Origin of the sequence: Thioclava sp. L04-15 (assembly GCF_002020275.1) — a bacterium.
Taxonomy (GTDB): Bacteria; Pseudomonadota; Alphaproteobacteria; order Rhodobacterales; family Rhodobacteraceae; genus Thioclava; species Thioclava marina.
In genome coordinates, this window is sequence record NZ_MPZW01000008.1 from 1 (window position 1) to 23,491 (window position 23,491).

A 23,491-nucleotide genomic window follows, 5' to 3' on the forward strand; every position below is an offset into this window, starting at 1 on the left:
TTCCACTCCTCTTCCAGCCAAGGAAGCGTAGCGGAAAACTCCAGCTTCAAACGGTCCAGTTTCCGGGGATCAGATCAGTGAACATCCCCTATCGCGGCTCCACGGGCCCGCTGCATCTGCTGATCGACAGCACCGGCATCAAGGTCGAGGGTGAAGGCGAGTGGAATGCGCGCAAGCATGGCGGTCCCAAACGGCGCGTCTGGCGCAAAATCCACCTCGGGATCAACGAACAAACGCTGGAGATGCGAACCGTCGAGTTCACCAGCAGTGGTATCGGCGATGCCCCCATGCTGCCGGAATTACTCGATCAGATCTCACCCGAACAGGAGATCGGTAGCGTCACCGCAGACGGGGCCCATGACACGCGCAAGTGCCATGATGCCATTGCGGATCGAGGCGCCGCCTCCGTCATCCCACCCCGCAAGAACGCAAAACCATGGAAACCGAACACTGCCGAAGCGGTCGCTCGAAACGAAGCCTTGCGGGCGTCGAAATATCTCGGTCGGGCGCTCTGGCGAAACTGGAGCGGCTATCACCGCCGAAGCCGCGTCGAAACGAAGATGCACTGTATGAAACTGCTGGGGCAGCGCCTCATGGCGCGGGACTTCGACCGTAAGGTCGCTGAACTCCAAATCCGCATAGCCGTCCTGAATGGCTACACCGCGCTCTGCATACCTGTCACTGAGGTCGTGGGATAAGTCTGCCCGGGGATAGGGGAACCTCGCCTAACAGCCGAATTGCGCAACAGAGTCATTCCTCGAGTGCGAGGTCTAGAGTGTCGACATTTTCGTCAAAGTCTTTTGGCGAGCCTCACCTTCGCGATCCGCTCCGGTCCAGTTGGGGGTTGCAATGCACGCCTGAATTGTGGTGACTTTGTTCATAATTGAACGGATTTCGGTATGGATTTCTTGGACACTGTATCACTTTGGTTTCTGGCTCAGGTAAAGCCCAACAGCGCGGTGATCGCGCAGGCCAATCTCGAACGTCAAGGTTTCGCTATCTTCATGCCCACAGAAATGCGCACGATGCGTAGGGCAGGGCGCTTCGAGACGCGGCGCTGCCCCCTTTTCCCCGGTTACCTTTTTGTCTCTTTCGATCCTGACAAAGGGCTATGGCGCAAGATCAATGCAACCCGCGGTATTATGCGCCTTGTGAGCTTCGGCGGCGTGCCGCGCCCAGTGCCTCCAGAATTGATTGCCCAAATTGCGAAGCGTTGCGATGCTACGCACTGCCTGCGGCTTCAAAGAGAGTTCGCCGAAGGGGAGGAGGTTCGTGTTGCCTCGGGCCCATTCGTCGATTTCGCGGCGACAATCGAACGTATCGAACCAGATCAGCGTGTCTGGTTGCTGATAGAGATGATGGGGGCCGAGACACGCGTCGCTGTATCAGCGGCAGAGCTGCGCGCGAAAGACGGGTAAGGGGCGGAAAACGTTTTGGTAAAGTCCGACGAGGCAAGAGGTCGTGCTGAGAAGATAAAGTGCAAATCTGCTACAGGAAAGGTTTTCCCAAGCTTCTGGGCTACAGGCGTAAACAAGGCTCTGTTAGGACAGAGCAACAGATCATTACCTGAGCGGATTACATTATGTTCCTGCGTCCACTCGGTCACCGCAGATGGCCAATTTTTCTGGCTTTAAGCGCTTTTGGCGCAACGGTTTTCTGCCACCCTTCGCCGTTGCGCGCAGAGGGGGCGGATGTCGCGCTGGGGTATAACAGCTTCGGTGTCCCCGGCTTGATTGACATGCCTTCGGCGGGCAGTCGCGAAGATGCGGAGCTTGGTTTCACCATCTTCTATATGCAAAACCAGACGCGGGTTTCGGCGGCTTTCCAGATCACGCCGCGACTCTCGGCAGGATTCCGCTATTCATCGGTCGGCAATTACAACGGCGGCAGCACGCTCTATGACCGCAGCTTCTCGGTCCAGTATCGTTTCCTCGACGAAGGGCGGTTCCGGCCTGCGATGGCGGTCGGCATTAACGACATGGCTGGCACCGGCGTCTATGCGGGTGAATATGTCGTGGCCTCGAAGGCGCTGACGCAGAAGCTGCGAGCGACGGCGGGCATCGGCTGGGGGCGGCTGGGCTCGTTCGGGAGTTTCGACAACCCTCTGGGTGTGATCTCGGATCGGTTCGACACGCGACCCAAGGCGGATGTCGGTAAGGGCGGCACATTTCAGCCTTCTCAATGGTTTCGCGGCCCGGCGGCGCTTTTCGGTGGTGTCGAATGGCAGGCGAGTGACCGGCTGACCCTGGTCGCGGAATATTCGTCCGATGCCTACACGCGCGAGGACGGGCCGACCTTCGATCGCAGATCGCCCTTCAATTTCGCCGCGCGCTACCAGATCAACCCGAATGCCTCGGTGAGCGCGGGTTACATGTATGGCTCGACGCTGAGCCTCCAGCTCAATTACGCGCTCAACCCCAAGTCTAATCCGCATCCCAGCGGGCTCGAGAGCGCGCCGCCGCCGGTGGTGCCGCGCGGGGGCGCGGATGCGGCGAAGAGTTGGGCGGGCGATCCGGCGCTGCTCGAGGCGTCCTTGCGCCCGGCGCTTGCCGCGCAGGGACTTGCTCTCGAGGGTATCGCGCTAAGCGGTGACCGGCTCGAGATCCAGATCCGCAACGATCGTTACAATGCCGCGCCCGAGGCGATCGGGCGCGCGGCGCGGGTGCTGAGCGCCCAAGCCCCCGCAAGCGTCGATCGCTTCGCCATCACTTTGTCGGAAAACGCGATGCCGGTGAGCACGACCGAGCTCAAGCGCGCCGATCTCGAAGCTTATGAATTCCACCCGATCGGGGGAGAGCTGATCCGCGCGAACGCGCAGATCGGCGACGCAACGGGCCGCCTGCCACCGGCGGACGGTGTTTATCCGCGCTTCTCCTGGCGCATCGGCCCTTATCTCAAGCCTGCACTCTTCGATCCCGACGATCCGCTGCGCGCCGATATCGGCTTCAGTCTCGGGGCCAGGTTCGAGCCGCTGCCGGGACTTTTGCTCTCGGGGCAGGTGAATCAGAAACTGATCGGCAATCTGGATCAGGCCAACCGGCCTTCGGATTCGGTTCTGCCGCATGTGCGTTCGGATGCCTGGCTCTATTACAAGACCTCCGGTCCGCAGATCCCCGAACTGACTGCGGCTTATTTCTTCCGACCCGGTCGCGATCTCTATGGCCGGGTCACGGCTGGCTATCTCGAGGCGATGTTCGCGGGCGTCTCGGCGGAGGTGCTCTGGGCGCCGCAAAACAGCCGCCTTGCGCTCGGGGCCGAGATCAACCGGGTGCGTCAGCGCGGCTATGACCAGCGTTTCGATCTGCGTGACTACGAGGTCACGACCGGGCATCTTTCGGCCTATTACCGTCTGAGCGACGATTTCTACACGCAGCTTGATGTCGGGCGTTATCTCGCGGGCGATACCGGGGCCACGCTGAGCTTCGCGCGCGTCTTCGACAATGGCTGGCGCGTGGGCGTCTACGCCACGAAGACCGACGTCTCCTCGGCTGATTTCGGCGAAGGCTCCTTTGACAAGGGGTTCACGCTGACCATCCCGCTGGGTTGGGTGACGGGGCAGGCGACACGCACGAAGTATTCGACCGTGATCCAGCCGATCCTGCGTGACGGCGGGGCGCGGCTGCATGTCTCGAATCGGCTCTATGGCCTGGTGCGTGACGATCAGGCGGCCACGCTTGATGGCAATTGGGAAAGGTTCTGGCGATGAGGTTGTGGCTCGCGGCGTCCCTTCTGGCGCTTGCCGGTTGCGGCAAGATCCCGATGTCGTTTTCGGCCGGATCGGCCGACGCTCCGCAAGGGAAGGGAGTGCAGGTCGTGATCGCGCAAGGTGGCGACGCCGGCACAGGGCTGGAGGTGGTGATCCCCTCGCGTAACGCGACAGCCGTGTTGCGCCCGATCGGACGAAACGGGACGGTCGGCACCTGGGTATCCGATGACAATATCACCGTGAGCGTCGATCGAGGTGTTGTGGTAGCGACGCGTGGTCTGGGCGATGATCTCATGGGAGCCGATGCCGAGCCGACGCTTGCGGCGCTGCGCGGCGAGACTGCGGGGCCTTATCGGCGGACCTACCGGTTGCTCGATGCCGAGAACCACGCGCGCTACGTGCTGATGGGGTGCGAGATGGACAGCAAGGGGCCCGAGATGCTGGCCGGTCGACGTCTGATCCGCAACGAGGAAAGTTGCGCCACTGCGGGGCTGCGCACGCAGAACCTTTATTGGACCGACGGGGCAGGTCGGATCGAGGCGGCGCGGCAGTGGATTTCGCCCAAGGTCGGGGCAATTGCCACGGAAATCATCACGATCGGCAAAAACTAACCGGAACCGGCAAGATTCTAGTGGGGCGTGCAAACCGAATGTTATATGGTTGGACAATGTTAACTGTTCATCCGATCCCGGAGGCTTTGATGACCAAACTGATTACGGCTTCGCTGGCCATTGCCGCGACCTTTGCCGCCACCCTTCCCGGCCTTGCACAAGGCGTGCAGGCTCCGCCGAACCTGAGCGATGAGGCTCTCATGGCTTGGGCCGAGCAGGCGAATGTCTGCGGCGGCAAGCAAGTGCTTGGAGCCGAGTATACCGCTGGCGGCATGGCTCAGGTGACCTGCGCGAAGGGCATGGGCGGCAATCTCGGCGGCGCGACGCCAGTTGCAATGGTGATGATTGCCGTGGGTGTTGCCGCAGCGGCCATGGGCGGCGGCAGCGGTGGAACGAGTTCCACGAACGGCACGAACTGATCGAGCGCGTAAGCGCCCGCCTTTCGCGAGCGAGATCAAGAAAAGCCCCGTCGGCATGCCGGCGGGGCTTTTTCTTTTATGCCCGATTTTGGCCATTTACCCTATCAAATGGTCAGTAGCGGCGACCGCACTTTTGCCGCATAGTTTTAGCAAAATTGTTACGTTACCCTAGGGAAGAGGCGCGCGATGCTTTCAGCTCTCATCATATTCCCGCTGTCGGCGCTGCTTTGGCTCATACTGAGCGAGCATTTTGCGCCGATGGAAGATCAGCCGCCCCATCGGGAAGGCTGAGCGCATCTCTCAGGCGCGGTGCCGAATCCGTGCGTTGAACGCCCGGCGAATGCGGCTCAGCAGGGCTACGCGTCGATAGATAAGCAGATACAACACGTAAACGACCCCGACACCCGCTCCGAGTATCAACGGCTCGTCCGGCCAGATCACGGTGATCGAGCACGCTACGAGCGTCAGCGACCATAGCAGGACCGAGGTGATCGGATTGCGCATTTTCGGTCGATTGATCGTCTCCGCGATGCGCTTGGCGCGGCTGCGATAGACGAGACTATGTAAATGCAGGCGATCGGCCTCGCCAGGATGGGTGCCCTCGCGCTTCACGCGTCGGCGGATCGAGACCAGCGTCTCGATCCAGGGGTACGCCAAGGCGAGGACCGCGATCAGCGGCGAATATTGAGGATTGCGCGCAGGCAGCACGATTCCGATCACCGCGAGCACGAAGCCCGTCGAATAGGCACCCGCATCTCCGTAAAAGAGCCGCCCCGAGGGGAAATTCAGGACGAAGAAACCCGTAATCGCACCGATCATCAGCAGGCAGATTGCGAGAACCGAGCTGTCGCCCGCTTTCGACGCAAGCACCGCGAAGGCCGAGAAAACGATGATCGCGGTGCCCGAGGCAAGCCCGTTCACCCCGTCGATGATATTGAGCGAATTGGCGATGCCGCCGATGGCAATGGCGCTCAGCGCGACACCGAATACCGGGTATTGCAGCAGGTAGTCGAGACCGGGAATGTCGGCGCGTTCGATGCGATAGCCAGAGACCACGCAGAAGATCAACCCGGCGAAGACCGTCGCTATCAGCCGCCATTTTGCCGAGACCTTCTTGGTTACGTCCTCAAGCGCGCCCGAGCCGAAAGCCGGGATCCCGCAAAGGCAGATTGTCCACCAGAGCGCCTGCGTGGCCGGGTCGAGCGTCCAACCCGCCGCAAACGCCCCCGCGAGAAGCGCAAAGCCGCCGATTCTGGGCACTGGGGCGGCGTGGATCTTCTGCACACCGGTAGCGCCGTCATGGCTCAACCTGCCGTGGAACTTCTGGGTGGTCACGATGAGTACGGCGAAGAGGAAAGAGGCAAGGAAAGCAACGCCAATATACGTAAGCCCAACCATGATACCGCCTTGTGCAGAAGCTACGAGAACCGTTGAAACTGAAGTGTCACTCACGCGGGGAAATAGCTATTCGTGTTCAATAAAAAGGGTGCCCGACGTGACGTCTCTTAACCAGAGATAATGGCCGCAGTAAAGGTATCGTGAGCGGTTCTCCGCCCGAAAGCCCGGCTCGATTTCGCCCGGCGCCTGTAAAATATGCACAACCAGAGGTTGATCGGATTGCCGCCCGGTCGCCAAGTCAATATGCAGCGAGATAGCTGGCGGAATCGATTCGTGAGCTATGTGCGGTTGGCATGGCCTCCGGGCTCGGCTATCCAGTCAGAGACTGGCTCTCGATATTTCCGAGGGCATGACAGGTAAAGATTGCGCCGTTGAGGCGAAAAGCTCAGGAGGGCGTTCATGGGGGCGATGACGAAGGTTCTTGGAGCATGTCTTGCGCTGCTGCTTTTGGCCTCCTGCGATAATTCGACGACGAATTTTCCGCTCTCCTCGCGCCCCGTCACCACGACCGAAGACCCGGTTGCCGGCAATATCGCCGTGGTGCGTCTTAGTGCGGCGAATGTCTCGACCTTTGGCGCTCCGGCGGATCTGAGCGGCGGTCGTACGACCCTTCCCTCCAACGGGTATTGGAATTACCGCGTCGGCACCGGCGACTTGCTCGATATCGTGGTCTGGGATCACCCCGAGCTGACGATGCCGGCTGGCGCAAACCGCACGCCTGCCGATTCGGGGCTGCGCGTGCAATCTGATGGCACCTTCTTCTACCCCTATGTCGGTCAGGTGCGCGCCCGTGGGCGCACGCCCGATGAGATTCGCGCCGATCTGGCCGAGAAGCTCAAGGAATTCATCCCCTCGCCGCAGGTCTCGGTGCGTGTGGTGGGTTACAATTCGCAGACCGTTTCGGTCACTGGCGAAGTCGGTCAGCCTGCCCGGATCCCGCTCACCTCGTCGGCGCTGACGCTGCTTGATGCTGTCAACGAGGCGGGTGGTCTTACCGAAAAAGCCGATGCGCGGCGTGTGATCGTGCGCCGGGGCGGACGCAGCTACAGCGTCGACATGCAGGCCTTCCTCAATCAGGGGATCTCGTCGAACAACCCTGTGCTGCACAATGGCGACGTGATTGCGGTGCCGCGTGCCAAGGCGGCCGAGGCCTATCTGCTTGGCCAACTCGTCAAGCCCGGCCCGATTGACCTGACCAAGGACGATGTGACTCTGACCGAGGCCGTGACTTCGGTGGGCGGGCTCAAGACTGAGGCCGCCGATGCGCGCGGGATCTTCGTCTTCCGCGACACGCCCGCGGGCGTCACCGTCTACCAGCTCGATACGTCGAGCGCGGCCGCCTATGTCGTGGGGACGCGCTTCTATCTGCACCCGCAGGACGTGGTCTATGTGACCACCGCGCCAGTCGCGAAGTGGAACCGTCTCATCTCGAACCTGCTGCCGACGCTGAGCACGGCCCGCGCGGCGGACGCGCTGGCAAACTGATGGCGCAGGTCGGCTCTATTCTGGTCGTCTGTGTCGGCAATATCTGCCGCTCACCGGTGGGGGAGCGCCTCCTTGCGCGTGAGCTTCCCGAGGTCACGGTCAGTTCGGCCGGGATCGGTGCCGTGGTGGGGGCGCCCGCCGACAAGGTGATGCGCGAAGTGGCCGAGGCTGAAGGGGTAAGCCTCGAAGGACACGTCGCGCGCCAGTTTACGGCCGAGATCGGCGCCGCGCATGAGTTGATACTCGTGATGGAAGCGGGACACCGTTCCGAGATCACGCGGATCGCACCGCATCTGTCAGGGCGCACGATGCTCTTCGATCAATGGCTGGGCGGGCAGGGCATTCCCGATCCCTATCGCAAGCCGATCGAGATCCATCGCGCGGCCTTTGCCCAGATCCGGGCCGCCGCCGATGGGTGGGTGACCCGCCTTGGGCGCAAGAGAGGACAGGGATGATGACGGGAGACGCGCGGGGGTGTGGTTCGCGTGTCCGGTCGTTCTATTGTTGGTTTTCGAGATTGAGTTGAGTTGAGATAATGAAGCAGACCCCCGGCATTTCGCAGGCTCCGATGCAGACACAGGAAAACGACGACGACGAGATTGACCTGATGGCCCTCGCCGGTGCGCTGGTCTCGGGATGGAAATGGATACTGGCCGCCTTCGTGGTGGCGGTGTCGATCGGGGGCTTCGCGGCGCTGCGCAGTGCGCCGACCTATCAAGCCATGGGTCTGCTGCAACTCGAGCAGTCTCAGGACGCGCTCGCGCTGCCGGAGGGAATGAAGGATCTTTTCGCCTCGAGCGGCGGGAAATCGGAGGCCGAGACACAGATGGCGATCATGGAGTCGCGTCTCGTTCTGGGCCAGGCGGTAAAAAAGCTCGATCTCGAAACCTTCGCCTATCCCAAGCGCCTGCCGGTGCTTGGCCTTTTCCCGATGCATGTCGGTCTGCCGAGCTTCGGCCTTCTTCCGAGCTACCAATGGGGTCCGGAAAGCATTTCGGTCGGTCGGCTCAAGGTTCCCGATTTCTGGATCGGCGAGCAAATGCCTCTGACCGTCACAGGGCCGTCGAGCTACAGTATCAAGCTGCCCGACGGGACGATGCTGAACGGCGAGGTGGGTAAGGAAGTCACCAATGCTGATCGCAGCTTCGCGATCGCGGTCTCGGAACTCAATGCACCCGAGAAACGCCAGTTCATCGTTGGTCGTCGTTCGCTCGATGCTGCCATCGGGATGGTGTCTTCACGCTTTTCGGTGACCGAGTCCCCGCGGGGCAGCTCGATCCTTCGCACGAGCTATCAGGATACCGAGCGCGCGCGGGCCGCGACCATTCTCGACGCAATCGCCAATGCTTTTCTGGAGCAGAATGTCGAACGCAACGCCGCCTCGGCCGAAAACAGCCTCGACTTCATTCAAGGCCAACTGCCGCAGGCGCGCAATAACGTCGCCGATGCCGAGCAGGCGCTCAACGAATATCGCCAGAAACAGCAATCGGTCGATGTGAATTACGAGACGCAGGCGTTGCTTGAAAGGGTGACGAAGATCGAGGGTGAGCTTTCGGCGCTCGATCTCAAGGAAGCGGAGCTGAAGAACCAATATACCGTCAACCACCCCGCCTATCAGGCGCTATTGCAAAACCGCACGGAATTGCAGGCCCAGCTCGAACAGGCCAAACTGGCTACGCAAAGCCTGCCCGAGACGCAGAAGGACATTTTCAACCTGCAGCGCAATCTCGAGGTGGCCCAGCAGGTCTATACCCAGCTTCTGAATCGCAGCCAGGAATTGCAGGTGGTTCGGGCCTCGACCGTGGGCTCGGTGCGGATCATCGATACCGCCTATACCAACCCGATCCCCGTCGCTCCGCGCAAGGGCAGGATCATCGCGCTTGCGGCCCTTCTGGGTCTGATCGTGGGCGCTGGCATCGTGCTTCTGCGCCGTGCCCTGCGCAAGGGGATCAAGGGGGCCGAGGAAATCGAGGCGCTTGGCCTGCCGGTTTTCGCGACAGTGCCTTTTGCCGCAGAGGCGGCGGATCTGCGCAATCGCAAGGGAGATCTGCCGATCTTCGCGCTCGAACATCCCGACGCGGATGCAACCGAGGCACTGCGCTCGTTGCGCACCTCGCTGCATTTCGGACTGCTCGATGCGAAAACGAATTCGATTCAGCTGACCTCCGCCTCGCCTGGCGTCGGCAAGAGTTTCACCGCGATCAACCTTGCAGTGGTCGCCGCGCAGGCAGGCCAGAAAGTTTGCGTAATCGATGCCGATATGCGGCGGGGCTATCTGCGCCGTTTCCTGCATCTACCGAAGGATGCGCCGGGACTTTCGGATTATCTCGGGCACGAAAAGCCCCTCGACGAGGTGATCGTGCCGGGGCCGGTCGAGGGAATGTCGGTCATCGTCGCGGGGCGCTACCCGCCCAACCCGTCCGAGCTGCTGATGCGCGCGGAATTTGCGAAGATGCTGGCCGAGCTCGACAATCGCTACGACCTGATCATCGTCGATGCCCCGCCCGCACTGGCGGTCACCGACCCGGTGGTGATTGGGCGTTCAGTCGGCGCCACGATCGCCATCACCCGCCATCTTGAGACGATGCAGGGGGCACTGCGGGCCGTGCAGGCGAGCTTCGAGGCGGCGGGCAGTTCCGTCACGGGGGCGGTGCTCAATGGTTTCAAGGCCAGTGAGGCCGAGCGCTACGGCGGTCACTACCAATACCACTACAACTACCGCTACAGCTATAAATCCGACGACTGAGCTGAACCGCCTTGGGCTTTCGCGTCTTCGACAGTCGAGTGGCGCGGGACATCACGAGCCACCGGGTGCACAGCTATTTCGCAAAAGCCCGCGAAACTGCGGATGGAATTGTGCTCGGATGCCTCGTCGAGCAGGCGCGCGCCCGGCACAGAGGGGCGAGTGAGGTTTCCCAGTCCGTCTGAAAATCGGCCATCTGAAACCCGGACCCGGCGAGAGGATCTTTTGAGTGGCAATGTCAGCTGATGAACCTTTTTCGTGACGATTCTTTTCCGGGAGTTCCAAGCGCCCGGATCCCGTAGGGGGTGCTGCACATAGGGATGCGCTAGAAAGCGCTCATTGCAAAAATGAATTCTGGTAAAGTATTGGTTTTTAATGGATTATACGGGTGTGATCGCGGGGAGCTAAGGTTGCCGGTTCCGATCTCCGCCTTGAAAGGGAAACATCTTCGGGTTGCATTCCCTTCGCCAATGAGGATGAATTCGCTCATTATTGAACGAAATAATCGTGGCCCTCATGATCACCGAAACTCCCTGGTTCCTGGCTCAGCTCAAGCCCAACAGCGCGGCGATCGCACAGACACATCTGGAGCGGCAGGGCTTCACTACTTTCTTGCCGCGAGAGGTGCGCACGATTCGTCGCGCCGGTCGTTTTGAAAGAGCGCGTCGCCCGCTCTTTCCCGGATATCTTTTCGTCTCCTTCGACCCCGCACGCGGGCTCTGGCGAAAAATCAACGCGACGCGCGGCGTCAGTCGGCTTGTGAGCTTCGGCGCAGAGCCTCGCCAAGTGCCTTCTGGGCTCATTTCGGAACTAGTGGCGCAGTGCGACACAGAGGCCTGCCTTCAGTCAGAAGCCAGCTTCAGCGCTGGGGACACGGTGCGTGTGGCCAGCGGCCCTTTCACCGATCTGGTGGGGCGGATCGCAGAGATTGATCCCGAAGCCCGGATCTGGGTACTGCTCGATTTCATGGGTGGCGAGAGACGAGTCGCGGTCGATCCCAAGGCGCTGCGTTCGGTCTGAGATCGTTCGACCCAGGCGCGACAAGGGCATGAGCAGGTCTTCGAAGGTTTATCTGGCGAGGGCTTTCGAACGGCTCTGCGAAGCCCGAGATGAGCTGCCTTACGACGGTTCTGTCAGACAAGGAAGTCTCGGTGAAGCCCCGGCTTTTGCGTGTCAGGGTTCCCGGGATCAGGTCAGCTAATCTTGGGGCGCGATCCCGCCGTCAGGATGGGAGAGCGCAGTCGCTCGCAACCAATCGAAACCAAAGACCATTGCGTGGGGAAGCGGTTCGCCTGCATCCGCAGCCGAACCTGCCCGGCGCTCTTCTCAAGGCGTCCGTGGAGCGCTAGTGGGCTTCCTTCGAATGCGTGTCGCTAGGGAGCGGCATCAGCCTGCTCTGGATGATCGCAAGCGCGCTCGAGAGCGAGGCAGCCTCGCGTGAACTCGTCGTTTCCTCGGGGAAGACCCGGTTGCCATTCGCAATGCTCTCGGCCGTCTTTGCGAGTCTTTCGACCGGGCGCAGGAGCAACTTGAGAAACACCAGCGTCACGATGAGCATGCCCAGTGCCGCCACCGCCACCGTCGAGAGCGTGACTTCGGTCAGGACCGGCAGGTCATTCGACATATTGTCCTGCCGCAGCACCGCAAACACGCGCCAGCCGAACGCGGGAAGGCTCTTCCAGACGAAATTGGGTGCGTAGGCATAGGTGTCCCCGTTCGTGTCTCCGACGAGATGGAAGGCGCCAGATGAGTTGCTTCGCAGGCTTGCGCTCGCGGTCAGGTTCTCGGGGATCGGCTTGACCGTGTGGCGCGTGTCGATCACGAAATCGCCGTTTACGTCCTGAATGACCACATCGACACCGAGGTCGCTGCTGGCCTTGAGGAGGAAGCTTCGCACCCACTCGATCCGCAGTCGATAGACGAGCACACCCATCGTCTGCCCGTGGGGGCCGATCACGGGGGTCGACAGGTTCAGATAGCGTTCCAGTTCGCCGGTGCGTTCGTTCTCGACCGTTCCGGCTTCGGTAATGGTTTCGATCGACGGTCTGCGGAGACCATCGCGGAACCACTGCTTTGCGCTGATATTCGTCCCTTCCTGCAGACGGTTCGAGCCGGATTTGATCGTTCCATCCAACGACGCAAACCCTGCCCAAGCCACCTGTCCCCCGGTCTGGGCGACCGCGTCCATGAATTTGTTCATGTCTTCCTGAGAGGCGGAACCGATGCTTTTGGCGACAGCGTGAAGACTGTCCCATTCGCGCGTCAGCGCCGTATTGAAGCTGAGTGCGACCGCATCAGCGCCCCTGAGCACCAGTTTGTGCTCGATCGATTTTTGGAACTCCAGAGCTTGCTTGGAGACAACCTCAGTGACGAATGCGGCCGTCGCCACAACGATAAGAACCATTGCGATCGCGGTGCGCAGAAAGATGCCCGACAGATCCAGATTTCGAGGAGCGCGCATATTCGTTACTATCCTGAGTTGCTCGGAAAAAACAAAAATCGTTTTGAATCGATTATATAGTAAATGTGGCAAAAAGGTGAGGCTCAATTATTTCTTCTTAAGATTGTGCTCTGCGGGTTGCAAAGCGTGGTGCTATGCAAAACACTCCGGCAGAATGAAGCCTCCGGTTCACGGAGCGCGGGTGGCATTCGAGGGATGCGCCCAAAGGGCAGCGGTTTACAGGAAATCAAGCAATGCGCAGAGTTTACGGTTTAGGCATCGCTGTCGCGACGGGTGTCGCACTGTCATTGGGTCATGCCCACGAAGCGCGCGCCGACGGGGTGTTTTTTCAGGTCGATGCCGCGCAGAATACCTCTGACACCGTCTTTTCGATGACCCGAGGCAAGGTGAGCTTCGGAGCGAACTTCTCGGATTACGAGGGCGGCTGGTCGACCGGTGCGTCGCTCTCGCGTGATTTCGTCGTCGACGGAATCGGCACGCTGAAGATCGGACCGAGCGTCGGCAAGACCCTTTCGGAAGGCAATTGGCGATTGGGGGCGAAAGTCGCTGTGGAGCGCTACACGCCGACGGCCTTCGGTCATGTCTTCGTTCTGGCCCAGTACAACACCATCGGCCAGGACTGGTTCGCTCTCTTCCAGGCGGGCAACAAGTCCGGCTTCGGACTCGAGCTTTCGGCAGGCGGAAGCGACACCTATTCCGAGCGCACCGTCGCGTTCTCCAAGAAGATCGGCGATGGGCCGGTTGCGATCCGGGCGGGCTATCACGTCTTCGCTGAAGAGGCCTTCCTGGGCTTCACCATCAATACCTTTTGAGCGGTGCGGCCCGGCTAGTCCTCGGAAGAATATTTCGGAAGGAAGCGGCCGTAGAGGTCACGCAGGAGCGCGCCTGCATGGACATGGCTGACGCCTGGCTCGTCGCCTTCGGCATGGAGGCGCACCAGGAGCTCTTCGCGTTGCGTCTCGTTGGGCAGAAGCTGCAAACGCGCACCGTCGCGGGTCTTTGCGATGACATAGCATGCGATCGGCCCGGAGATCTGGTCGATCGTGAGCATGCCGTAGGTCCGCTCCGGAAAGGTCACGCCGCGCACGCGCACCGTGTCCATCGTCAAGGAGGTGATCCAGAGCCAGTATTCCACGCCGTCGGACTCGAAGGTGGTATGCTCGGGCTCATCGGCCACATGGATCTCGCGCCGCGGCAGCTCGACACAGGCGCGGCAGGTCATGGCGAGCACGAATAGGTTGTAGATCGTCCAGAACAGGATCACCCATTTGCCGTCGCCTGCATCAAAATAGGCAAAACGATCCCAGATAATCCCGATCAGAAGCCCGCCCAGCGTCAGGAAGAACATGACGAGGAAGGGGGCCATGATGCGCCATTGGATGACCACCCGTGAGCGGTCGCCGCCCTTTGCCGTCACCGAAAAAGGATGGCCATAGGGCTGAAGCAACCCGGTAAAGGCCGCGCGCGTGATCGGGATCGCGGCGATGAGCTGACTCACATCGTTGAGCAGCGGGACGACCATGCCGCGACTGAGCATGTTCAGCGCCATCAAGCTCCAGAGATAATAGACCCCGAAGTAGCTCAGAACATCCGACAACCCTGCATTCACGACAGTAATGTTGAAGTACCAATAGAGCAGAGGATAGCAGATCGCAGCGATCCGGAAGGTGAAAGTCGTGGTCCAGTAGAAGATCGAATCGATGACGCTCCAGCGATCGCGCAGGCGCAGGTTGCTCTTGGCAAACGGGCCGAGCGAAGAACGCGCGATCTGCATCAGGCCGAGGCACCAGCGGGCGCGCTGGGTCACGTATTCCTTGAGCCCTTCGGGCGCCAGACCTTCGGTGAGTGGCTCGGTGAGGTAGACGGTTTTCCAGCCCGCGTTCTGCAGTGCCAGCGTCAGCATGAAATCCTCGGTCACGCTTTCGGTGTTGAAGCCGCCGATCTCGCGTAGGGCGCTCCACCGGCAGATCGAGGAAGTGCCGCAGCAAAAGGCGATCCCCCAGCCGTCGCGCGAGGGCTGCATCTGGTCGAAGAAGAAGCGCTGCTCGTCGGGATAGGAGCTTTTGAGGCCGAAGTTCTGCTGGATCGGATCGGGGTTGAAATAGTGCTGGGGCGTCTGCACGAGACCCACTGCCGGGTCGTGAAACAGGGCTAGCGTGCGCGAGATGAAGCCGCGATGGGGCACGAAATCGGCATCAAGGATCGCGACGTATTCGGGTTGTCTTTCCTCTTCGGCCAGACGATCGAGCGCGTGATTGATATTGCCGGCCTTTTGCCCTTCGTTATCGGGTCGGCGCATGTAGCGCACGTCATGCGCTTCGCAAAGATCGCGCAGCCAGTCGCGTCGGTTGTCATCGCAGACGATTACCATCTTGTTGTGATGGCGCAGGAACTTAGCCCCGACGATCGTCCGTTCGAGGATGTCGCGATCCTCGTTGTAGGTCGCGATGAGGATCGCGACGAGCGGCGCTTCTTCGGCCGACAGGTTCGCGTGTTCGTCCGCTTCCTCGCTGCGCGCCTTGGTGCGCGACAGGATCAGGAAAGCGCTCAGAGAGCCGATTATCGTGAGCGCTTCGAGAGCGAAGAGCGACCAGCTTGCAGCAACGTCGAGGGTCAGCCCCGGCGGGGCCAAAGTCTGTGTCGCGCGCCACCAGATATAGCGCAGGGCAAGCAGGGCACTGACCCCGAGCAGCACAGAGCGGTGCAAGTTGCGCTTGGGATCCATGAAACCCCGCGCCACGACCATGAAGCCGACCACAAGTATCAGCTGGACTGCCGCCGAGCCTATCTCTCCGAGTTGGGGATACGAGATCATGCCAAGCCGCCGTCAGCGACTGAAATCGAGCGGGCGCTTTTCGAAAAAGACCCTCCCGGTCCGTCCCACCGCGCAGTCCACCTCGGGGTCGGATTTCAGGCCCGGAACCAGCAAGGTCACATCGTAACGTTCAAGATGTTTCTGGCTCGGAGCGATCGCGAGGTTCTGGTAGATCGAGGCCGCGCCGCTGCCGGCAAGACGGGCGATCGTCGCAGCGTAAGTGCTGCCGTTCGATGCCAGCTTGAAGGTGGCTGCGTCGCCCACATGCAGGCGGTTGTAGATCCCCTCGCTGACCGAGGCGGTCACGATCGAAACGTCGCAGTCCACGAGCTTCAGGATCGAGTCGCCGCGCTGGATTGCCACGCCGTCTGCCTGAAGGTTTTCCCAGTAAAGCCCGTTCACCGGCGACATTATCGAATTGGTCGAAAGCGTATTGACCCGGGTCAGCTCCCGCGCGCTGCGATCGGTGAGGGCCCGGAGACGGCTCTGCGCATGAGCGAGAGCCACCTCAAGGGAGGTGATTTCGCCGTCAAGTTCGAGTCCGCGCTGCTCGGAATTCGGCGCGTCGTTATACCCATCGCCAAGGAAGACCCCCTTCTTGGCGGCTTCGAGAGAGATCTTTAGCAGCGCCACGTCCTCGCGCAGCTGGGCGAGCGGCTCGGTGCTCGCGGCGGAGGCTTTCGTGGCCTTCGAAGTGCCCGCATCGGGTTTCGTGTCCCCTGTTTCCGCGCGATCGAGCCGTGCCTGGGCGAATTCCAGCTTCGTCTCGATCTCGGCAATGCGTTGTTGCCGGAAAATCGCCGTGCGCTCGACATAGGTCTGACGTTGCGCGCGCCTGGCATTCAGATCGCCCCGGATCTGATCGACATTCGCCTGCGCGATCGTCTTCTCCATCTTGAGGTCGTTCAGTCGGGTTGTGTCCGCGAGGGTGTCGTCGACGCTCGCCAGCAGTTCACCCTTATTAACGTGGGCACCCAGCGGGCGTCTCGGGAGCTGGAGGTTTCCGGCGGTGCTGGAGCGCACCGTCACCACGGGCGCATTGACGACGGCATCCGCGCTGACCCCCGACATTTGTTCTCCGATGATCACCCAGAGCGCACCTGCGACCAGAACGACACCGATTACGGGGCGGAAGGTTTTCAATGAGACGCTCCTCGGGATTGTTCGGTTGCTCGCGGTGAGGCGGCAACTCTCAACAATCTATAATCGTGCAAATCTGCCAGCGCGCAACCTCAAGCTGCGGTGAGTGTTGTGGATTTGCAGACAGCCTGGAGATTGCCGTTGATCGCTGCGCACAGGCCGCGCCCGCGCTGTCGCGTCGTCGATGGCCCGCTTTCTGTCGCTCGCCAATTTTGACGCACCAACGACACGCATTGGCGCAGTCCAGGTTCGATCATCTTCAGGCGCACGCTGCTGCGCCCGCGAAGCCCTGGTGAATCTCGATACTTACGATGCGAAATTTTGGCGCGAGATCTGGTTTTGCTGGCGGGACAGGAAAAACGCATTGTTCTGGCGCGCGGCTCTGATCGCGTTCTTGAGCCGAACCTCGGAGATAGGTGATTTCAGCGTGACGTCGCAGGCTTGCATGCGTTCACAGGTGAAGTCATCTGCGCGCATCTCGCTGGAGACCAGGATCACGGGCAAAGCGGGAGATGCGCGCCGTACACGCAAACAGAAGTCGATCGTGTCTTCGATCTCTCCGAGATAGTCGCCGTCAACCATCAAGACGTCGATCTCTTCTGAGTGAAGCGCGAGCCAGCTCGTCGCGAGAAGCCCCTCGGAACAAACAAGAAGCTCTGCATCTTCCCGTTTGCAGATTTGGCCGATCTCACTGCTGAGCATGGGCGAGTCGCCGCAAAAGATGATGCACCGTTTCGGCAGGAGCCCGGATGCCGCGAAGCCAGGACCTCCTCCCGTCGATGTCTTGGATCTTCGATCTTGGGAGGGTTCGTCTGTGGTATTCGCTTTTCCCGCGACGCTTCTGAGGAACACTCGAGTCATCTCAATATCCTTGAAAAATCGGCCCGAAATTGCGGGGTTGGAAAATGTGCTTCAAAACCAGCGTACAAAACAATTTAAGGGAGAGTCTTAGAGAAATCACAACTTTGAGGCGAAATTGTGCCAAGCCTCTTTCGTCATGGATGTCATTCTCGGTTTGATCGGCAGAAAATACTGCGTTCTCTGATGTTTACGTTTTTTGCCCTTCGCGCTCACCGGCGCAATTGCCGCCGATTGCGGGTAGGTCTAAGCGGTAGGGTGGCCCCTCATCAGTCGTTTCTAGCCTTGCAGATCGGTTGAATCAAGAAGTGATTTGCAATCATAGGTTGTATGTTGGATGATCGTGGCTCATGAACCCGAGGGTTAAAAAGAGATGACGCCAAGTACTTTTTTTACGCCTCACGATCGCACCATAAAATGTGTGGAGTGGAAGAACGGGGCGATGTCGATTCACTTTCGTGACGGGGAGACCGTTCTCTATCGAGGTGTCCCCGAGATCGCCTACCGGACCTATGTGTCGGGCTACCTGAAGATATCTTTGGAAGATTGTCGGGAGTTCGAGACGCACTGACGACTCCGCTCGGGGTGCATGCGTGGTTGGAATGAGCAGCGTCACGATATGTGGCCGCTGTATTGGAACTCGCTGCTGCCTTGCTGGATCGCGCGTGTCCCTCACGCCTTCCTCACGCGCGGTATCGCCCCGGCTCGAACCGACTTGCGGGCATGGCACAGGGCGCTGAGGGGAACGCTCTCACGAGAGCGCCACGATGACACAGGCGTTGGTCATCCTCCCGGTGGTCCGGTATTCGAAACGAAAGACCGGTAGCTGGCGACCGGGCAGCGCGACGGGCCGCCCTTGCTCCAATTCGATCCGGTTCAATGCGCGGCGGCCATGGTCCGACGAAACCGCTTGATCGCCACCACGAAGAACGCCGCGCTCAGCACTGACATGATCACCATGTTGGGCCAGACGATCGAAAGCCCTGCGCCGCGATAGAGGATTGCCTGCGAGAACGCGACGAAATGGGTCGAGGGGGATATCTGCATCACGTTCTGCAGCCAGACCGGCATCGATTCCATCGGCGTCGTGCTGCCGGACAGGAGGTTCATGACGACCAGAACGGGCAAGGCCAGAAGTCCGAACTGGGGCATCGACGTGGTAAAGGTCGCCAGCAGGATGCCCAGCCCCGTGACCGACACGAGATAGAGCGCCGCCCCCAGAATGAAGAGCGGGATCGAGCCTGAAACAGGCACGCCCAACAGCAGCTGCACCACCAGAAAGATCGACAGGATCGCCGCGGCAATGATCGCAAGGCCGTTGGCCCAGATCTTGGCGACCATGATCTCTGAGGGCGTGACGGGCATGACCAGAAGATGCTCGATCGTGCCATGCTCGCGCTCGCGGATCAGCGCGGCGCCGGTCAGCAGAACCGATAGGATTGTGATATTGTTGATGACCTGCATCACCGAGGAAAACCAGACCGTGTTGCGGTTGGGATTGAACAAGGTGCGCACCACAAGATTGATGGGAAGCGCGCTGGTGCTGTCATCGCCGGAGACGAATTTCATGACCTCTGCGAGGATGATCTCTTGCAGGAAGACCGAGCCATTGCCCGCCTGCACCATTGCCGTGGCATCGACATCGAGCAGGATTTCCGGCTGGTATCCGGCCAGAACATCGGCTTCGAAATGGGGCGGAATTGTCAGGACGAAGACATATTTTCCGCGATCCATCACCTCTTGGACCTGATTGGCCGATATCTCGTCTGGCGGATTGAATTCCGGGGGAAGGATCGCGCTCAGGATACGTCCGCTAAGGGCGGAGCGGTCCTGATCGACATAGGCGACCGAGGCATTGAGCACTTCGAGTTTGGCGCCCGTCGCCACCGAGTAGACCGCGAAGCTGAAGATATAGACGATCAGCACGATCAGCACGGGGTCAGCGCGCAGGCTGCTGAGCTCTTTCAGACCGAGCCGGAAGACATTGCTGAGCCAAGTTTTCATCTCAGCGCTCCTGCTTTCGAAGGGCCAGGATCGCCACGGCGACGAAGAACAGCGCGAACCCCGCCAGCATGAGGAGGTTCTGCCATAGCTCAGCGAAGCCCAGGGCCTTGGTGAACGTGCCGACGCTGATCTGTTGATACCAAGCAGACGGGAAGGCGAGACCGATGAGTCTCCCGCTGCCCGAAAGCGACGAGACGGGCACCAACAACCCCGAGAAGTTGACCGCAGGAATGATTGAGATCACGGCTGCGGCGAAGGTCGCGGCCACCTGCGTGCGCGTGAAGGCGGAGATCAGCACGCCAAAGCCCGTCGCCGCCATGACGTAGAGCAACGTCCCGAGCAGGAGGGTGCCGACAGAGCCCTTGGGCGTCACGCCGAATACGCCATAAGCCATCATCATCAGCGTGACGAAACTGAGCAGCGCGATCACGACATAGGGGAGTTGCTTGCCCAGAATGAATTCGGTCCGTGTCACCGGGGTGGAGCGGAAATTGGCGATCGAGCCGGTCTCTTTTTCGCGCACCACCCCCATCGCCGACATCATCGAGGGGATCAGGATTAGCATCAGCATGATCACTGAGGGGATCATCGCATAGACGCTTTCGAAGGACTGGTTGTAGCGAAACCGGGTCTCGATGCTGGCGGCCGATGTGTCAATCACGCGTCCATAAGTGCGCTCGATTTGATCTGACATGTAAGAGGCCGCAAGGCCCGAGAGATAGCCGCGCGCGGTTTCGGCACGGAAGGGCATCGCGCCATCGATCAGGACGCGCACCTCGGGATCTTCGCCCTGCAAAAGGTCTTTGCCGAAATCGGGCGGGATCTCGATGCCGATGACGATCTCCGCGTTCTTCAGGCGGGCGTTCAGATTGCTGGCGCTGGTCGCGGGAGGCTGTTCGGAAAACCAGCGCGAGCCGGAGAAACTTTCCATCAGCTCGCGGCTCTCGGCGCTCTGGTCCTGATCGAACACTGCGTAGGGCAGGTCCTGAACATCGAAGGAAATGCCATATCCGAAGGTCAGCATCAGGATAAGCGGGCCGAAAAACGCGAAGCTCAAGCGGATCTTGTCGCGCAGCAGTTCGAGGCTTTCGCGCCGCGTAAAGGCCCATAGCCGGGCAGGGTCGAAGATGCGATTTCGCGGCGCGGCGCTTTGGGTGTCGGCATGGAAGGCGGGGGGCTGGGGCGCGTGATCTGAGCTCGTATCGGCCTCGCGCAGATAGCTGACGAAGGCGTCTTCCAGATTGTCCGTGCCCTTGCTTCGCGCCAGATCCTTCGGGGAGCCCACCGCCAGAACCCGCCCCGCATGCATCAGCGAGATCCGGTCACAGCGTTCCGCCTCATTCATGAAATGCGTCGAGACAAAGATCGTGACGCCGTGATTGCGCGACAGGTCGATCAGGTATTGCCAGAAACTGTCGCGTGCCACCGGATCGACGCCCGATGTCGGCTCGTCGAGGATGAGCACCTCTGGCGAATGGATCAGCGCCACGGCGAGTTGAAGGCGTTGGCGAATGCCCAGCGGCAGACCATCGGGGCTCTTCTCGGCCTCTTCCGAGAGGTCGAAAGTCTCGAGCATGTCGCGAACCCGCTGGGCGCGGGTTTCCACGGGCAGCTGGTAAAGCTCGGCGTGAAGTTCGAGGTTCCTGCGGACACTGAGCTCACTGTAGAGCGAGAAGGATTGCGACATGTAACCAACACGTCGCCGTGTCGCCATGTCGCCAGTATCGAGCTCTTCGCCAAAAAGCAGCGCCTTGCCTTCGCTGCTCGGCTGCAGGCCGGTGAGCATCTTCATGGTCGTGGTCTTGCCGCATCCATTCGAACCAAGGAAGCCGAAGATCTCGCCGCGCTCGATCTTGAAATCCACATGATCGACGGCGGTGAAGTCTCCGAAACGGCATGTGAGGCCCTGCGCCTCGATCGCGGGCGGGCCGTCGGTGAGCGTGCGCGGGGGCACGATCACCTCGTGATGGCCTGCGCGTTCGGCTTCGGGCAGAAGCTTGATGAAAGCGTGCTCCAGCGTAGATTCGCCAGCCTGTGCGCGGATCTCTGCGGGTGCTCCGGTCGCGATAACCTGACCGTTCGACATCGCCGCGAGCCAGTCGAAACGCTCTGCCTCGTCCATGTAGGCTGTGGCGACGATCACGCTCATCGTGGGGCGCACGCTGCGGATGCGTTCGATGAGTTCCCAGAATTGCTGGCGTGAGAGAGGATCGACGCCAGTGGTCGGCTCGTCGAGGATCATCAGGTCGGGATCGTGGATCAGTGCAGAGCAAAGCGAAAGCTTTTGCTTCATCCCGCCCGAGAGCTTACCCGCGGCCCGGTCGGGGAACGGGTCGAGGCCCGTCGACCGCAACAGATCGTCGATGCGTACGCGCCGTTCTTCTTCGGGCTGCCCGAAGAGGCGGCCAAAGAAATCGAGGTTCTCGCGCACGCTCAGCGTCGGGTAGAGATTGCGCCCCAGACCTTGTGGCATGTAGGCGATGCGGTGATTGCAGCTCCGCAAATGGGCGTGGTCGCGAATGTCGCCGCCCAGCACCGTTGCCTCGCCTGTCTGCAGCTTGCGGACCCCGGCGACCAGTGCCAGCAGCGAGGATTTACCCACCCCGTCCGGCCCGATCAGCCCAGCCATGCAACCCGCCGGAATATCAAGGCTTACATTGTCCAGCGCGCAAGTGGTGCCGTAGCGGTGGGTGATGCCCGACAGGCTTGCGACCAGAGCGCGCGTCATTGTGGCAGCTTCACCTGAAGCGTCTCGGGCCACTGCGCGCTGTCATTCACACGCACATAGCCGATCCCGGCCACGCCCGCCTTCGCCTGTTGCTGATATTTTTCCAGCAGCTCGGGGGAGATCGACAGTTTTACGCGGAACATCAGCTGTTCGCGTTCATCCGAAGTCTCGACCGATTTCGGCGTGAATTGCGCTGTGCTGGCGACGAAAGTCACCGTTGCGGGGATGACGTATTCGGGGATCGGATCGAGGATCAGCCGTGCTTGCGCCCCGATCGACAGCCGCCCGGCATCGGCCGCGGGCAGAAAGATCGTCATGTAGATATCGGTCAGATCGGTGAGCGTTACGACAGTGCCACCCGCGGCGACGATCTCGCCGCTCTTGATCAGGATATATTGCACGCGCCCGTCATGGGGTGCCTTGAGCTCCATGTCGGACTGGACGCTCTTGAGTTGTTCGACCGAGGCATTCGCAGCTGCGATCGTTGCGCTGGCGAGATCGATGCCCGCAGCAGCCGAGGCGACCGCGGCCTGCGCGGTGGTCAGGGAGTTGCGCACGGTATCGAGCTGCTCCTGTGTCGCGTGGCCGTTCGCGGCCAGCTTCGCCGTGCGGTCGAATTCGCTCTGGACATACTGCTCCTCGGAGAGGCGCTGCCTCGACAGGGCCTCTGCCTGGATCTTCTGTTGTTGGGCCTGAAGTACGGCGGCTTCGGCGGCGCGGAGCTGGGCATCGATCTCCGCAGAATCCATCCGGGCGACCGTCTCTCCCGCCTTCACCCAATCCCCTTCAGAGACGAGAACTTCGGAAATCCGGCCCGCCATCTTGGCGGAAACATCGATGCGCTCGGCCTCGATGCGCCCGTTGCTCATCGCAAAGCCTGCGGGCAGGGCAGGGGTCTTCGTTTCCAGCCAGTAGTAATATCCGCCCCCTGCGATCACCAGTATGGCCGCGAGGATGAGATATACAGGTTTCCATCGCATGGGGTCTGTCTCCAGTTCTCGCGGGGCGCAACCGGGCGAAGGGTCGCCGGGCGGTCATCCTGCAGGGCAGCGCTTTTCTGCGCTGCGGCGAAGCATATGCCTTTGGCATAGCAGTAGCGAATTATTGAAGTCAACGAGAGCGA

At 60.7% G+C, this 23,491-nt stretch carries 18 protein-coding genes; 10 read left to right on the forward strand and 8 right to left on the reverse strand.

Features of this window, described 5'->3' with window-relative positions; genetic code table 11:
• From BMI90_RS15225 to BMI90_RS15245, 5 genes are all read left to right on the forward strand, one after another.
• Positions 1-698: IS5 family transposase (locus BMI90_RS15225; protein WP_246831563.1), on the forward strand; the 698-nt coding region annotated here is incomplete at its 5' end.
• Between the two features lie 201 nt (positions 699-899).
• Positions 900-1,418, forward strand: a complete 519-nt coding sequence (locus tag BMI90_RS15230) for a transcription termination/antitermination NusG family protein (RefSeq protein ID WP_078530362.1) — start codon at positions 900-902, stop codon at positions 1,416-1,418.
• 164 nt (positions 1,419-1,582) lie between these two features.
• Positions 1,583-3,706: a YjbH domain-containing protein gene (locus tag BMI90_RS15235; protein WP_078530363.1), complete on the forward strand. Its 2,124-nt coding sequence runs from the start codon at positions 1,583-1,585 to the stop codon at positions 3,704-3,706.
• On the forward strand, positions 3,703-4,317 hold the full coding sequence (locus BMI90_RS15240; RefSeq protein ID WP_078530364.1) for a YjbF family lipoprotein: 615 nt from the start codon (positions 3,703-3,705) through the stop codon (positions 4,315-4,317). Before BMI90_RS15235 ends, BMI90_RS15240 begins: the two co-directional genes overlap by 4 nt.
• An 89-nt stretch (positions 4,318-4,406) precedes the next feature.
• Positions 4,407-4,736 carry a hypothetical protein gene (locus tag BMI90_RS15245; RefSeq protein WP_078530365.1) on the forward strand — a complete coding sequence of 110 codons (330 nt, stop codon included), beginning with the start codon at positions 4,407-4,409 and terminating at the stop codon, positions 4,734-4,736.
• A 300-nt stretch (positions 4,737-5,036) separates the two neighbouring features.
• Here the strand turns inward: BMI90_RS15245 and BMI90_RS15250 are convergent, their stop codons facing one another.
• Positions 5,037-6,134 (reverse strand): glycosyltransferase, encoded by a 1,098-nt coding sequence (locus BMI90_RS15250; RefSeq protein ID WP_078530366.1) that lies wholly within the window; start codon positions 6,132-6,134, stop codon positions 5,037-5,039.
• Between the two features lie 399 nt (positions 6,135-6,533).
• On the opposite strand from BMI90_RS15250, the gene BMI90_RS15255 reads away from it, so the two are divergent.
• The 4 genes from BMI90_RS15255 (at position 6,534) to BMI90_RS19145 (ending at position 11,382) form a co-directional block, all read left to right on the forward strand.
• Entirely contained in the window at positions 6,534-7,619 is a 1,086-nt protein-coding gene (locus BMI90_RS15255) for a polysaccharide biosynthesis/export family protein (RefSeq protein WP_246831564.1), read from the forward strand.
• Positions 7,619-8,074, forward strand: coding sequence for a phosphotyrosine protein phosphatase (locus tag BMI90_RS15260; RefSeq protein ID WP_078530367.1), 456 nt, complete (start codon positions 7,619-7,621; stop codon positions 8,072-8,074). Before BMI90_RS15255 ends, BMI90_RS15260 begins: the two co-directional genes overlap by 1 nt.
• An 80-nt stretch (positions 8,075-8,154) precedes the next feature.
• Entirely contained in the window at positions 8,155-10,365 is a 2,211-nt protein-coding gene (locus BMI90_RS15265; RefSeq protein WP_078530368.1) for a polysaccharide biosynthesis tyrosine autokinase, read from the forward strand.
• A 513-nt stretch (positions 10,366-10,878) separates the two neighbouring features.
• Positions 10,879-11,382 (forward strand): transcriptional activator RfaH, encoded by a 504-nt coding sequence (locus tag BMI90_RS19145; protein ID WP_078530369.1) that lies wholly within the window; start codon positions 10,879-10,881, stop codon positions 11,380-11,382.
• A 325-nt stretch (positions 11,383-11,707) separates the two neighbouring features.
• Here BMI90_RS19145 and BMI90_RS15275 read toward each other — a convergent pair whose 3' ends face one another.
• The gene (locus BMI90_RS15275) at positions 11,708-12,910 is read right to left on the reverse strand and encodes a cache domain-containing protein (RefSeq protein ID WP_146642635.1); all 1,203 of its coding nucleotides are present in this window, start codon (positions 12,908-12,910) and stop codon (positions 11,708-11,710) included.
• A 146-nt stretch (positions 12,911-13,056) separates the two neighbouring features.
• Here BMI90_RS15275 and BMI90_RS15280 point away from each other — a divergent pair, with 146 nt between their 5' ends.
• Positions 13,057-13,635, forward strand: a complete 579-nt coding sequence (locus tag BMI90_RS15280; RefSeq protein WP_078530371.1) for a hypothetical protein — start codon at positions 13,057-13,059, stop codon at positions 13,633-13,635.
• A gap of 14 nt (positions 13,636-13,649) precedes the next feature.
• Here BMI90_RS15280 and BMI90_RS15285 read toward each other — a convergent pair whose 3' ends face one another.
• The 6 genes from BMI90_RS15285 to BMI90_RS15310 form a co-directional block, all read right to left on the reverse strand.
• Complete coding sequence (locus tag BMI90_RS15285) at positions 13,650-15,638, reverse strand: cellulose synthase catalytic subunit (protein WP_078530372.1); 1,989 nt, start codon at positions 15,636-15,638, stop codon at positions 13,650-13,652.
• Positions 15,639-15,650: 12 nt separating this feature from the next.
• Positions 15,651-16,781 carry an HlyD family efflux transporter periplasmic adaptor subunit gene (locus BMI90_RS15290; RefSeq protein WP_078530373.1) on the reverse strand — a complete coding sequence of 377 codons (1,131 nt, stop codon included), beginning with the start codon at positions 16,779-16,781 and terminating at the stop codon, positions 15,651-15,653.
• 303 nt (positions 16,782-17,084) lie between these two features.
• The gene (locus BMI90_RS15295; RefSeq protein ID WP_146671312.1) at positions 17,085-17,639 is read right to left on the reverse strand and encodes a response regulator; all 555 of its coding nucleotides are present in this window, start codon (positions 17,637-17,639) and stop codon (positions 17,085-17,087) included.
• Between the two features lie 873 nt (positions 17,640-18,512).
• The gene (locus tag BMI90_RS15300; RefSeq protein ID WP_078530375.1) at positions 18,513-19,640 is read right to left on the reverse strand and encodes an ABC transporter permease; all 1,128 of its coding nucleotides are present in this window, start codon (positions 19,638-19,640) and stop codon (positions 18,513-18,515) included.
• A 1-nt stretch (position 19,641) separates the two neighbouring features.
• Entirely contained in the window at positions 19,642-22,368 is a 2,727-nt protein-coding gene (gene rbbA / locus BMI90_RS15305) for a ribosome-associated ATPase/putative transporter RbbA (protein WP_078530376.1), read from the reverse strand.
• Positions 22,365-23,348 (reverse strand): HlyD family efflux transporter periplasmic adaptor subunit, encoded by a 984-nt coding sequence (locus tag BMI90_RS15310; protein WP_078530377.1) that lies wholly within the window; start codon positions 23,346-23,348, stop codon positions 22,365-22,367. The genes rbbA and BMI90_RS15310 overlap by 4 nt, the downstream gene beginning before the upstream one ends.
• Positions 23,349-23,491: the final 143 nt, after the last annotated feature.

Coding starts and splice junctions, on each gene's coding strand:
- BMI90_RS15300 (WP_078530375.1), bottom strand. CDS start 19,640: ATGAAAACTTGGCTCAGCAATGTCTTCCGGCTCGGTCTGAAAGAGCTC.
- BMI90_RS15255 (WP_246831564.1), top strand. CDS start 6,534: ATGGGGGCGATGACGAAGGTTCTTGGAGCATGTCTTGCGCTGCTGCTT.
- BMI90_RS19145 (WP_078530369.1), top strand. CDS start 10,879: ATGATCACCGAAACTCCCTGGTTCCTGGCTCAGCTCAAGCCCAACAGC.
- BMI90_RS15245 (WP_078530365.1), top strand. CDS start 4,407: ATGACCAAACTGATTACGGCTTCGCTGGCCATTGCCGCGACCTTTGCC.
- BMI90_RS15230 (WP_078530362.1), top strand. CDS start 900: ATGGATTTCTTGGACACTGTATCACTTTGGTTTCTGGCTCAGGTAAAG.
- BMI90_RS15265 (WP_078530368.1), top strand. CDS start 8,155: ATGAAGCAGACCCCCGGCATTTCGCAGGCTCCGATGCAGACACAGGAA.
- rbbA (WP_078530376.1), bottom strand. CDS start 22,368: ATGACGCGCGCTCTGGTCGCAAGCCTGTCGGGCATCACCCACCGCTAC.
- BMI90_RS15310 (WP_078530377.1), bottom strand. CDS start 23,348: ATGCGATGGAAACCTGTATATCTCATCCTCGCGGCCATACTGGTGATC.
- BMI90_RS15295 (WP_146671312.1), bottom strand. CDS start 17,639: ATGACTCGAGTGTTCCTCAGAAGCGTCGCGGGAAAAGCGAATACCACA.
- BMI90_RS15285 (WP_078530372.1), bottom strand. CDS start 15,638: ATGATCTCGTATCCCCAACTCGGAGAGATAGGCTCGGCGGCAGTCCAG.
- BMI90_RS15280 (WP_078530371.1), top strand. CDS start 13,057: ATGCGCAGAGTTTACGGTTTAGGCATCGCTGTCGCGACGGGTGTCGCA.
- BMI90_RS15240 (WP_078530364.1), top strand. CDS start 3,703: ATGAGGTTGTGGCTCGCGGCGTCCCTTCTGGCGCTTGCCGGTTGCGGC.
- BMI90_RS15250 (WP_078530366.1), bottom strand. CDS start 6,134: ATGGTTGGGCTTACGTATATTGGCGTTGCTTTCCTTGCCTCTTTCCTC.
- BMI90_RS15235 (WP_078530363.1), top strand. CDS start 1,583: ATGTTCCTGCGTCCACTCGGTCACCGCAGATGGCCAATTTTTCTGGCT.
- BMI90_RS15260 (WP_078530367.1), top strand. CDS start 7,619: ATGGCGCAGGTCGGCTCTATTCTGGTCGTCTGTGTCGGCAATATCTGC.